We start from the raw sequence: 11752 nt of genomic DNA on the forward strand, positions 1-11752 counted from the left end.
GAACGTCAGATGATCCGCATCCTCGCCTTCCTCGCCGTCGTGTTCGCGCTGGGGCTCGGCTTTGCCTGGCTGGCCGACCGGCCGGGCGAGATGATCGTCACCTTCAACGGTTACCAGTACCAGGTCACGCTGATGGTGGCGGCGGTGGCGATCGTCGCCGTGGTCGCAGCGGTGATGATCGTCTGGTGGCTGATCAAGTCGCTGTGGAACAGCCCCTACGCGATCTCGCGCTATTTCCGGGTCCGCCGCCGCGATCGCGGCTACCAGGCGCTGTCGACGGGGATGATCGCGGCCGGCGCCGGCGACGGCGCGCTGGCGCGTAAGAAGACCAAGGAGGCGGCCAAGTTGATCAGTTCCGACCAGGAGCCGCTGATCAACCTGCTCGATGCGCAGGCCTCGCTGCTCGAAGGCGACCATGACGGCGCGCGGGAAAAGTTCGAGCGCATGCTCGATGATCCGGAGATGCGACTGCTCGGCCTGCGCGGGCTCTATCTCGAAGCTGAGCGACTGGGCGACCGCAACGCCGCGCGCCACTATGCCGGTCGTGCCGCAGCTGTGGCACCGCAGCTTGCCTGGGCGGCGGAATCGACGCTTGAAGAGCTGACCGAGCGCGGCGACTGGGACGGCGCGTTGAAGCTGGTCGAGGCGCAGAAATCGACAAGGCAAATCGAACGCGATGCCGCCAACCGCCGCCGCGCCGTGCTGCTCACTGCCAAGGCGCAGGCGCTGGTCGACAGCGATCCGAACGCTGCCCGGACCGCGGCGCTCGAAGCCAACAAGCTGGCGCCCGATTTCGCGCCGGCCGCGGTGATCGCGGCCAACCTGCTGATCAAGCACAACGATGTGCGCAAGGGTTCCAAGATCCTGGAGACCGCTTGGCGGGCCGAACCGCATCCGGACATCGCCGAGCTCTACATCCATGCGAGGCCGGGCGATGCCGTGCTCGATCGCCTCAATCGGGCGAAAAAGCTGCAGGAATTGAAGAAGAACCATGCCGAATCGTCGATGGCGGTGGCGCGCGCCGCGCTCGACGCGCAGGATTTCGCCACCGCCAGGCGCGAGGCGGAATCCGCCATCCGCATTGATCGCCGCGAAGGCGCCTATCTGTTGCTGGCCGACATCGAGGAGGCCGAAAGCGGCGACCAGGGCAAGGTGCGGCAGCTGCTGTCCAAGGCTGTGCGCGCGCCGCGCGATCCGGCCTGGGTGGCGGACGGTGTCGTCTCGGAGCGCTGGGCGCCGGTATCGCCGATCACCGGCAAGCTCGACGCGTTCACTTGGCGCGCGCCGATGGAGCGGCTCGGGCAACTAATCGACAGCGAGGTTGAGGAGGAAATTCCCGCGATCGCTGCATCGGCGCCCGCTTTGCCGGCTGACGAGAGAGCGATCGACCTTGAGCCCGATAGTTCGGCCGAGAAGGCGGCCGCCGAGGCGCCGAACGGCATCGAGAGGGAAACCGCGGTCGCCGCCGCCGATGACACGGTGGTCGAGCAGGCGCCGGAGTTGCCGCGCTTGCCGGATGATCCCGGCGTGACGCCGGAAGACGAGGCGGAAAAATCGCCGCGCCGGTTTCGTTTGTTTTGAGGCTCGGCTTGGCGGACAGGGAAAAAGCATCGATGTTCGAACGCGTATTGTCCTTCCTGAGGGATTTGCCTGCTGCGGGCGCGAGCAAGCCAAGCGCGGACGATCCGCGCGTCGCGGCCTCGGCGCTGCTCTATCACGTGATGAACGCCGACGGCGTGCGCCAGGATATCGAGTGGGAGCGCTTCAAGGAGATCCTGGCCGAGACCTATTCGATCAGCGGCGACGAGCTCGACGCGCTGGCCGCCGCCGGCGAGCGTGCCGATAACGAGGCGATCGACCTCTATGCCTTCACCAGCGTGCTCAAGCGCCATCTGGATGCCGAGGCGCGCAAGGCCTTCATCGGCCTGATGTGGGAGATCGTCTACGCCGACGGCGAGCTGCACGAGCTCGAGGACAACACCGTCTGGCGCGTCGCCGAACTGATCGGTGTCGAGCGCCACGACCGCATCGAGGCGCGCCGCAAGGCGGCGGCCGAAGCCCCGGGCGCTCGGGGCACATCGAGCGACGAATAGCTGGACCTTTCTTCTTCCATGCCACCCAGACCCAGGCCGAGACCAAAAATCCTGATCGTGCTGCATCAGGAGACTTCGAGCCCCGGCCGCGTCGGCCATATGCTTCTGGAAGAAGGTTTCGATCTCGACATTCGCCGGCCGCCGCTTGGCGAAGAGCTTCCCTGCACTTTGGACGGCCACGCCGGGGCGGTGATCTTCGGCGGGCCGATGAGCGCCAACGACCAGGACGAGTTCGTCCGGCGTGAGACCGAGTGGCTCGAAATCCCGCTCAAGGAAAACCGGCCTTTTCTTGGGATCTGCCTCGGCGCGCAAATGCTCGCCAGGTATCTTGGCGGCAGGGTCGAGGGTCATGGCGAAGGACTGGTCGAGATCGGCTGGTATCCGCTGAAGGCGACCGACGCCGGCAAGAAACTGCTGCACTGGCCGGAGATGGTCTACCAATTCCACCGCGAGGGCTTTTCCCTGCCGAAGGACGCGACGCTGCTCGCCACGGCCGAAACCTATCCCAACCAGGCTTTTCGTTATGGCGAGAATGCCTGGGGCATTCAGTTTCATGGCGAGCTGACCAGGGTGATGATGCAGCGCTGGGTGGTGCGAGGCGCGCATCGCTTCGAGCTGCCCGGCGCGCAGCCCGGCCGCGATCATCTCGGCGGCCGGCTGATCTGGGACATGCACCTCAAGCGCTGGCTCGGCGAATTTTTGAGCCTGATCTTCGGCAAGCCGGCCGTCGGATAGATTTTGCCGCAATTGCAGAGGGAAGCCGCTGCACTCTTCTAGTCCGGCCGTCAAGTTGCTGCGCCGGCAATTAGTTCCTGCTATTCAAATGCCGCACCTGCCGCAGCGCAGGGAACAACCAAGCCCAGATCCCGGCAACCGCGATGGCGCCGATGCCGCCGATCACCACCGCCGGCACAGTTCCGATCAGCGCCGCCATGGTGCCGGCGCGGAACTCGCCGACTTCATTGGAAGCGCCGACGAAGACCTGGTTGACGGCGTTGACGCGGCCGCGCACCTCGTCCGGCGTCCAGAGCTGGATCAGCGTCTCGCGGATATAGACGCTGAACATGTCGGTGGCTCCGAGCATGGCGAGCGCCACGATCGACAGCCAGGTGATGGTCGAGACGCCGAACAGGACGGTGAAGGCGCCGAACAAGGCGACGAAACCGAGCATGATCTTGCCGGCATGGTCGCGGATCGGATGGCCGGCGAGCCAGACCGCCACGGCGATGGCGCCGATCCCAGGCGCCGAGCGCAGCAGGCCGAGGCCCCAGGGCCCAAGCTCCAGAATGTCGCGGGCATAGACCGGCAGCAGCGCCGAGGCGCCGGAGAGCAGCACCGCGAACAGGTCGAGCGAGATCGCGCCGAGCACGATCTTCTCGCCCCAGATGTAACGAAAGCCGGCAAACAGGGTCTGCATCGTCGGCTTGTCGGTAGCCGTCTGCTGCGCGGGCTTGGGGATGGTGAAGACGAGCAGCGCGGCGACAAGCATCAGGATCGCCGCAGTAGCGTAGGCGATCTCCGCCGAAAGGCCGTAGAGCAGGCCGCCGGCGACCGGGCCGACGATAGTTGCCGTCTGCCAGGCGGACGAATTCCAGGCAATGGCGTTGGCGAAATCCTGTGGCGGCACCAGATTGGCGACCAGCGAGGACGAGGCCGGCCCGTAGAAGGCGCGGGCGATGCCGAACATGGCGAGCACGACGAAGATCGGCAGCGGGCCGCCAAGACCGCGCAGCGTCAGCAACAACAGAGTGAGCGCACAGCCGGCCTCGACGAACGACGCCAATGTCATGATCAGGCGGCGGCCGAAGCGGTCGGCGACGACGCCGGTGACAAGCACCAGGAGCAGCGACGGCAGGAACTGGACGATGCCGACGATGCCGAGGTCCAAGGGATTGCGCGTCAGGTCGTAGATCTGCCAGCCGACGGCGACGGAGACGATCTGGGTGGCGAAAGTGGTGAGGAAGCGCGCCGTCCAGTAGCTGAGATACGGCCGGTGCCGGAAGGCGGCGTAGCGCTGTTCAGGTGAAGTTGCTTCGGCGGTCATGATTCGAGGGCCCCGTTGTGACATCGGCCGGCGGGGCACTTCCACGGTGGGCGCTGGTCCGGTCGGAGACCCTTAGCCCAGTTCGCTTCGTCGCGCGCGCAAAAAATCGGCGCGGCATGAAGGATCTTTGGAATTATCGTTCGCGGTGGAAAGAGGCTCAGTCTCTCAGCGCAGCGGAAATCGCTTGCAAACCGCCGCGCAATTCCGCCTCCTTCGGCCAGCCGAAGCCGACGCGGAAGAAGCGCTTCGGCATCTCGAACCAGTGGCCGGGACCGACATAAGTGCCGTGTTCTTCCAGGAGCCGAGCGTAGAACCGGTCGAGGTCGAAACCTGCATCGACATTCAGACGCGGAAAGCCGACCAAACCGCCTTGCGGCCGCACCCAGTCGACCAGCGGCTCGCCGTCGATCCAAGCCTGGACGATATCGCGGCGCTTGGCCATCTCCGGCAACAACGATGCTAGGAAGGCATCGCGCCGCTCGAGCATGGAGCGTGCGATTGCCTCGTCGATGACACTGCCGCAGATGCCGATCTGCTCCTTGGCGGCGAGGAACGTCTCTTGCAGAGCGTGGTCCTTGCTGACCAGCCAGCCGATCCGGATGCCCGGAATGCCAAATGCTTTCGAAAGGGAACAGACGCTGATCGCGCTTGGACTGAGCGATGCCGCGGAGGGCAGGCGCTCGCCATAGGACAGATCGCGATAGGTTTCGTCGACCAGCAGCCGGCAGCGGCTGCTTTCGGCAAGCGCGACCAACGCGTCGAGATCGGCGCCGGTCATCATCGTGCCGGTCGGGTTGTGCGGGCAGGTGACGCTGATCAGCCTGGTGTTCGGCCGCACCGCCGCCGCGACGCGCGCGACATCCACGGCGAAGCCCTCGTCGAAGTCGAGATCGACATAGCTGATCGCGCAGCCGATCGCCTTGGGCGTCTCGATATTGGTGGCATAGTTCGGCCGCACGACGACGAGATGGTCATCGGCCGAAAGCAGCGAGGTAGCAATGATGAACAGCGCGCCGGCAGCGCCGGCTGTAACCAGCACGTCGTCCGGGGATAGCGCTTTGTCCTGCCCGGCGATCAGCGCGCGCAATTGCTTATCGCCGCGATGCTCGCCGTAGAACAAGGTGAGGTCGGGCAGCGAGAGGCCGATATCGGCAAGCTTCTGGTCGGCGATCGAGCTTTCGGAGAGATTGAAGCGGATGCGGTCGTAGCCGTATTCCTCCGGCGCTTCCTTCTCGATCACCATCCTCGCATAGTTCATGGCTCACCCGAACAGCATTCGCTTGTCTTATCCAAGCCAAAAGCAGGAAGCCTGCCAAGGCGGATTCCTTGGCAGGCTTCTTCAAACCGTTGGCACAGGGCCAAGATCGTTCAGGCGGGGGCCTTTACCTTCCTGGCCTTTGCCGGCTTCTCCGGCTCGGCTTCGGCCTTGCGGCCGAGGCCGATCGACTTGGCGAGCTCGGAGCGCGATGCCGCGTAGTTAGGCGCGACCATCGGGTAGTCTGCCGGCAGGCCCCATTTGGTCCGGTAGGCTTCCGGGCTCAGCCCGAAATGCACGCCGATATGACGCTTCAGCGATTTGAACTTCTTGCCGTCCTCGAGGCAGATGATGTAATCCGGCGTCACCGAGCGCCGGGGATTGACGGCAGGAACGGGCGGCGGTGCCGGCGGAGTCGGCGGCTGGTTCAGGGCGCCGATCGAGGAGGCGACACTGGCGATGAGCTCGCCCAGGCCCGAAGCAGGCAGCCGGTTCTTGGCGACATAGGCCGACACGATGTGGGCGGTGAGCTCGAGCAGGTCGACATCTTCGTTGGCTGTATTGGTTTCCTCGTCCACGTCAGTCCTCCTCTATGCCGCACGGCCGCAAATCGGGATGTAAAATCCAGCGCGCTGCCGCGCGTTTGGCGCGCCGAGGCGGGCGCATGTGCGGCAGGCCGGCGGATTCCTAGTCGGCAAATCTGCGAGGCGCAACGACAGGTCGTGCGACTACACGTTATTTTGAACGACTATACTGAAAAGTAAAAATATCAGACGATCAGCGCCTTATCGCGCCACAGTCGAAATCCGCCTTCGAAGGCACGTGTGTTGTCGCCGCGCCTGGATCTTTCAGGCAATTCATCGAGCTTGTCGACATTGCCGCCGCCGATGACCACATAGTCCGGCTGCAAGGCGGCGCGAAGCCTGTTTACGACATCGAAAACGTATCTGCGCCATTTTTTCTTGCCGTGCTTTTCCAGGCCGCGCTCGCCGACATAGTCCTCGAAGCTGCCGCCCTTCTTGTAAGGAAGATGAGCAAGCTCCATCGGCTGCCCGACATTGTCGAGGATCATGGCGGCGCCCAGGCCGGTGCCGAGGCCGAGGAACAGCATACGGCCGCCGTCATAGCTGCCGATCGCCTGCAGGAGCGCGTCGTTGACGACTTTGACCGGCTTGCCGAAGGCGGCGGCGAAATCATAGCCGTTCCAGCCCTTGCCGAGATTAAAGGGATCGAGCGACGGCTTGTTGTCCCTGACCGGGCCCGGATAGCCCATCGAAATGACGTCGTAATCCAGGCCCTCGGCCAGCTTCTTCACCGAAGCCACCATCTGCTCAGGTGTCAAGCCCGGCCCGGACTCGGTGCGGCGCATCTCGCCGCCGGCGCTGGTGAGAATTTTCACACGCGATCCGCCGACGTCGATGGTGAGGACGACCTGCCCGTCCTTCGTCGAAGCCCGTTTTGCTGCTTTCGCCATCCCGTCCCCCGAGAAGCTATTTCGTCGGATTGATCCAGCCATCGGGGGGCCGAAGCCGTTCATGGCGTCGGCCGGCCCCCAGGTCTTCGGCGCGTAGATCGGAGGCGGCGTGGTGTCGCCAAGCACCGGTCCGACGATCCGCCATGCAAGCTCGGCCGCGTCCTGGCGCGTGAAGAGCTGGCCGTTGCCGTTCATCGCGTCGCCGATCAGCCGCTCATAGGGCGGCATGTCGCCCTTGGTGTCGTCGAGCGCGGTCAGTTCCACCTGCTCGCCGATCATGTCGTCGCCGGCTACCTTGCGCTGGGCGCCGATCGAGATCGCCACCTGCGGATCGATACGGAAACGGACATAGTTGGCGTCGCCCGGCTTGATCGGATCGAAGACGTCGAGCGGCGGACGCTTCAGCCGCACGATCACTTCGGTCGCATGCACCGGCATGTTCTTGCCGGCGCGGATGAAGAAGGGCACGTCCTGCCAGCGCCAGGTGTCGACGAAGAAGCGTACGGCGGCGAAGGTCTCGACCGGCGAGTTCGGCCGCACGCCCGGTTCGGCCAGATAGCCGTCGAACTGGCCGCGCACGACATCGTCCTTGGTAAGCGTTCGGATGGCGCGCAGCACCTGCACCTTCTCGTCGATCAAATCGTCGGCAGAGCGGCCGACCGGCGGCTCCATGGCGAGCAACAGCAGGATGTTGAGCAGATGGTTCTCGATGACGTCGCGGATGCAGCCGACGTCGTCATAGAATTTGCCGCGGCCTTCGATGCCAAAATCCTCGGCCATGGTTATCTGCACGCTCTCGACGAAGTTGCGGTTCCAGATCGGCTCGAGGAAAGCGTTGGCGAAACGGAAATAGAGCAGGTTCTGGATCGCTTCCTTGCCGAGATAGTGGTCGATGCGGAAGATGGACTGTTCGTCGAACACCAGGTGCAACACGCGGTTCAGCCAGCGGGCCGACTGCAAATCGTGGCCGAAAGGCTTTTCGACCATCAATCTGGCGCCCCGCGCGGTGCCGGATTGTTCGAGCCCCTGGACGACGGTTTCGAACATGGTGGGCGGCACTGCCATGTAATGCAGCGGCCGCTGCGCCGAGCCGAGCGCTGCCTTCAATCTCTCGAATGTCGCCGGATCTCGATAGTCGCCGCTGACATAGCGCAGCAGCGAGGCGAGCCTGGCGAACACCTTGTCGTCGACGCCGCCCAGCGCATTGACGACGCCGTCGCGGGCACGGTCCACCAGCTTGCCAAGATCCCAGGGATCGAATGCGACGCCGATCACCGGCTCGCTCAGCGTCCCCTTGGCGACCATGTGATAGAGCGCCGGAAATATCTTCTTGTGCGCAAGATCGCCGGTCGCCCCGAAAAGCACCAGCGTGTCGGACCTCTCCTGGCTCATCCCGTCACTCCCGCTCTCACGCCTTCGGCTTTTCGACATGGCCGCCGAAAGCGTAGCGCATGGCGGACAAGAGCTTGTCGGCGAAGGCGGATTCGCCTTGCGAGGAGAAGCGGTCGAACAGCGCCGAGGAGAGCACCGGCGCCGGAACGCCGGTGTCGATCGCGGCCTTCAAGGTCCAGCGGCCTTCGCCGGAATCGGAGACGCGGCCGCCGAACTGGGCGAGCGACGGATCGTTCTTCAGCGCGCCGGCGGTGAGATCGAGCAGCCAGGAGCCGATGACGCTGCCGTGGCGCCAGACTTCGGCCACGGCGGGCAGGTCGATGTCGAACTGATAGTATTGCGGGCTTTCGAGCGGGCTGGTTTCGGCGTCCGCCGTGCGGGCGCGCTTGCCGGCATTGGCCGATTTCAGGATGTTGATGCCCTCGGCGTAAGCGGCCATGACGCCGTATTCGATGCCGTTATGAACCATCTTGACGAAATGGCCGGCGCCGCTCGGCCCGCAATGCAGATAGCCGTAAGGCGCGGTTCCTGCGTCCTTCGGCGGATTGGAGCCCGGGTCGGCGCCCGGCGCCAGCGTGGCGAAGACCGAATCCAGGTGCTTCACGGCGTCGTCGGGGCCGCCGATCATCAGGCAGTAGCCGCGCTCCAGCCCCCAGACGCCGCCGCTGGTGCCGACATCGACGAAATTGATGCCCTTGGTCGCCAGCTTCGCGGCCTGGTCGACGGCGTCGTGATAATAGGAATTGCCGCCGTCGATGATGATATCGCCCGGCTCCATCAGCGCCGCAACCTGGTCGACGATCCTGCCGGTGATCGCCGCCGGCAGCATCAGCCAGGCGCAGCGCGGCTTGGCGAGCTTGGCGACGAACTCCTCCAGCGAGGCGGCGCCGATGGCGCCGTCCTTGACCATGCCGGCGACACTTGCCGAATTGATGTCGTAGACGACGCATTCGTGGCCGTCGCGCATCAGGCGGCGCACCATGTTGGCGCCCATCCTGCCCAGTCCCATCATTCCGATCTGCATGGTGTTATCCTAATAGCTTGAGGAAAGAACCTTACTGGCTATCCGAAGGATCGATGCCGACGGTGAAGTCGACATTCTCCCAACGGCTCGCTTCGGGCCAGAAAAATGTGAAGACGACCGTCGATCCCGGCTGCAGGCCGGCGACATCCAGGTCAACCAGGTGGACGCCGAAGGCGTTCTCCACCGTGTTGTCGTCGTGCACCGTCAGCCACTTGTCGCTACTCCAGTGAACCACGCCGCGCGCCGCAAGTTCCACGCGCAGGAGCTTGCCGGCGGGAAGCGAGCGGATCTTGTTGTTGAAGCGCCATGTCCTGAACGGCGACACGGTCTTGCGCTCGATGTAGCGCTCGACGCCCTGCGGCGGCATGTCGAAGACCTTGCCGTCGCGCAGCGAGCGCAGCAGCTTGATATGCTCGGCATGCGCCCAGACCAGCGGCATGGCGCTGCCCGATGGCGCGCCGAGCCGCAATTCGCGCTCCGGCAGGTCGGGTCTGTCCCACACCTGCTCCGGCAGCAGGCCGCCTGCACCGGCAGAGCGCTCGAAGATCTCGAGCAGCTCGGCCGCTTTGCCGGGTCGCCCCGCGGCCAACTCGTAATGCGCGCGCTCGCCGGCGAGCAGCGGCCAGGGCCGGCCCTGGCCGGTGCCGTCGAAGGGCGAGCCGTCCTCATGCTCGCCATAGCCGTCGCCGGAATAGCGGTACCAGAGCGGGCCCTGCGGCAACTCGCAGCGCAGAAGCGCGTCGATGGCTTTGACGGTGTTGACGATGCGCGTATCGTCGGCGGCTCTCAGCCCGAAGCGGACCAGCGCCAGCGCATCGGGACTTATGATGGCCTCGGCCGGCCGATGGCTATCGCCGGGCGGCCGGTTCTTGATCGGCACGAAACCGTCCTTCGGCGAAGCGGCGCCAGCACGGTCGGGCGGTGCGATGCGGACATAGTAGCCGTCGACGCCCTCCCTGGCGCAGAGTTCGGTGCCGGTGACATAGGTCCAGCGCTCGATCTGGTCGTTCCAGCAATCGGCCGTCTCGCGCAGATAGTTTGCCGGCTCTTTTTTGTCGCAAGCATCCAGCATGTCAGCCGCCGCAAGCAGCGCCGCGATCTCGACGCCGAGCGTGAACGGGCTGTAGCCGGCGTCCTCTTCCCAGCGGTCCTCGCCGGTGACCGGGCCGTTGCGCACCACATAGGAAGCCGCGCTTTCGATCATGGCTAGGAAGTCGTCGAGCTTCGCGCGCGGCAGATGACCCGCGCGGCGGAGCGCGTCGGCAAGCAGCAGCGGAAAGGCGCATTCGTCCATCTGAATGCCAGGCCAGTAGGGCGTGCCGCTCGCCCAGCAGTTCTGCGGCCAATGACCGTCCGGCTGTTGGATCGAGCGGAGATAGGTGAGAATATCGAGCGCCTGCCAGGCGTCGCCGGCTGCAAGGAAGCCCCCGCCGTTTCGACCAGGTCGCGCGGCCAGACCAGATGGTAGCCGCCGAGATCGTCGTCGCCCTTGTTGAAGCCCCAGGGGATCGAAAGACTGGCGACTGCGGCTCCAGGCCTGGCGATCGACAGATGCGAGGCAAGCACCGCGGTACTGACGCGGTAGGTATTCAGGCCGGAGGCGGCTTGCCTGTCGAGCGTCTCCAGGCCGGACTGAAATTTCCGCCAGCTGGCGGCATAGGTTTCGGCGGCCGCATCGAAACCGTCCTTCAGGCTGGCCAGCGCGGCTTCAGCCGCCTCTTCCTGCGAGGCGCCGAAGCCGAGCGCCAGCAATGCGGTGCCCTTGCCTGTCGAGAAGCCGATCTCGCCGGTCAGCGCCACATTGCCATCCTCCGCGCGCTGAGCGGCAGGATCGAGCGCGCCGCTATTCCGCAGCTGCTGCCAGCCGTCGGAGAAACCGACATAGCCGGCCGAGCAGGCGCCCCAGGGCAGCGAGGCGGCAAGCGCGAGCGAGACGCCGCGGCCTGACGCAAAGAGGATACGCTGCCCCTTGTGCTCGCCGAGCCAGGCGGTGTTGCCCATGCCGCGATTGACGAGATGCGGCGCGAGCAGCGCGTAGACCTGGTAGTCCGAGGCTGAGCCTTTGAGCGCCGCGAATGTAATTTCCTGCAGCAGAACGGGCCGTTTCGAATCCGTAACAATGCGCTTTTCAATCCGATAGGAGCCATTGACCGCCGTGTTGACCAGGCGATAGCCGGGGACGCCGGCTTCAAATGGCTCGACAAGGTGGGCGGCATCGCGTTTCTCTTCCGAGAAATAGCCACCGGGACCGGTAATGATCAGCCCCAAGTCGCGCGTGCAGGCGCTGTCGAGGCGGGGATAATAGACCTCGTTCAATATGCCGTGACTGATGGTGAACCAAAGCGGGCTGTTCGCTGAAAGCCCGGTGCCGACGCCGCTCTTGGCGCTTGACGTCCAGCGCGCGGGAATTCCCGGGGCGCCCTGAGCAACGGTCGGCGTCACTGCCATCAATTGGCCTCCTGCGGCCGTT

8 protein-coding genes and 2 pseudogenes are annotated in these 11752 nt (G+C 65.0%); 3 read left to right on the forward strand and 7 right to left on the reverse strand.

All coding sequences use genetic code 11. The features are described 5' to 3' along the window. Positions 1-9: 9 nt before the first annotated feature. Genes EJ078_RS16020 through EJ078_RS16030 form a run of 3 tightly spaced genes read left to right on the forward strand, consistent with a single transcriptional unit; the run spans position 10 to position 2828 of the window. Positions 10-1581, forward strand: a complete 1572-nt coding sequence (locus EJ078_RS16020) for a heme biosynthesis protein HemY (RefSeq protein ID WP_095826260.1) — start codon at positions 10-12, stop codon at positions 1579-1581. Between the two features lie 32 nt (positions 1582-1613). Next, positions 1614-2093, forward strand: coding sequence for a TerB family tellurite resistance protein (locus EJ078_RS16025; protein ID WP_066998287.1), 480 nt, complete (start codon positions 1614-1616; stop codon positions 2091-2093). A gap of 18 nt (positions 2094-2111) precedes the next feature. Continuing rightward, on the forward strand, positions 2112-2828 hold the full coding sequence (locus EJ078_RS16030) for a glutamine amidotransferase (RefSeq protein ID WP_095826259.1): 717 nt from the start codon (positions 2112-2114) through the stop codon (positions 2826-2828). A gap of 70 nt (positions 2829-2898) precedes the next feature. On the opposite strand, the gene EJ078_RS16035 is transcribed toward EJ078_RS16030, so the two are convergent. From EJ078_RS16035 to EJ078_RS16065, 7 genes and pseudogenes are all read right to left on the reverse strand, one after another. Further along, on the reverse strand, positions 2899-4137 hold the full coding sequence (locus tag EJ078_RS16035) for an MFS transporter (RefSeq protein WP_095826258.1): 1239 nt from the start codon (positions 4135-4137) through the stop codon (positions 2899-2901). Positions 4138-4294: 157 nt separating this feature from the next. Further along, a complete protein-coding gene (locus tag EJ078_RS16040; RefSeq protein ID WP_095826257.1) occupies positions 4295-5395 on the reverse strand; it encodes a pyridoxal phosphate-dependent aminotransferase in 1101 nt (366 codons plus the stop codon). A gap of 110 nt (positions 5396-5505) precedes the next feature. Continuing rightward, the gene (locus tag EJ078_RS16045; protein ID WP_095826256.1) at positions 5506-5970 is read right to left on the reverse strand and encodes a MucR family transcriptional regulator; all 465 of its coding nucleotides are present in this window, start codon (positions 5968-5970) and stop codon (positions 5506-5508) included. A gap of 191 nt (positions 5971-6161) precedes the next feature. Then, positions 6162-6866 carry an ROK family protein gene (locus tag EJ078_RS16050; RefSeq protein WP_095826255.1) on the reverse strand — a complete coding sequence of 235 codons (705 nt, stop codon included), beginning with the start codon at positions 6864-6866 and terminating at the stop codon, positions 6162-6164. 16 nt (positions 6867-6882) lie between these two features. After that, positions 6883-8258 (reverse strand): annotated as a pseudogene (gene zwf / locus EJ078_RS16055) (glucose-6-phosphate dehydrogenase). 16 nt (positions 8259-8274) lie between these two features. Beyond that, positions 8275-9282, reverse strand: a complete 1008-nt coding sequence (gene gnd, locus EJ078_RS16060; RefSeq protein ID WP_095779804.1) for a phosphogluconate dehydrogenase (NAD(+)-dependent, decarboxylating) — start codon at positions 9280-9282, stop codon at positions 8275-8277. A gap of 31 nt (positions 9283-9313) precedes the next feature. After that, a pseudogene (locus EJ078_RS16065) lies at positions 9314-11730 on the reverse strand (glucan 1,4-alpha-glucosidase). Positions 11731-11752: the final 22 nt, after the last annotated feature.

Source organism: Mesorhizobium sp. M1A.F.Ca.IN.022.06.1.1, from assembly GCF_003952605.1.
Lineage (GTDB): Bacteria > Pseudomonadota > Alphaproteobacteria > Rhizobiales > Rhizobiaceae > Mesorhizobium.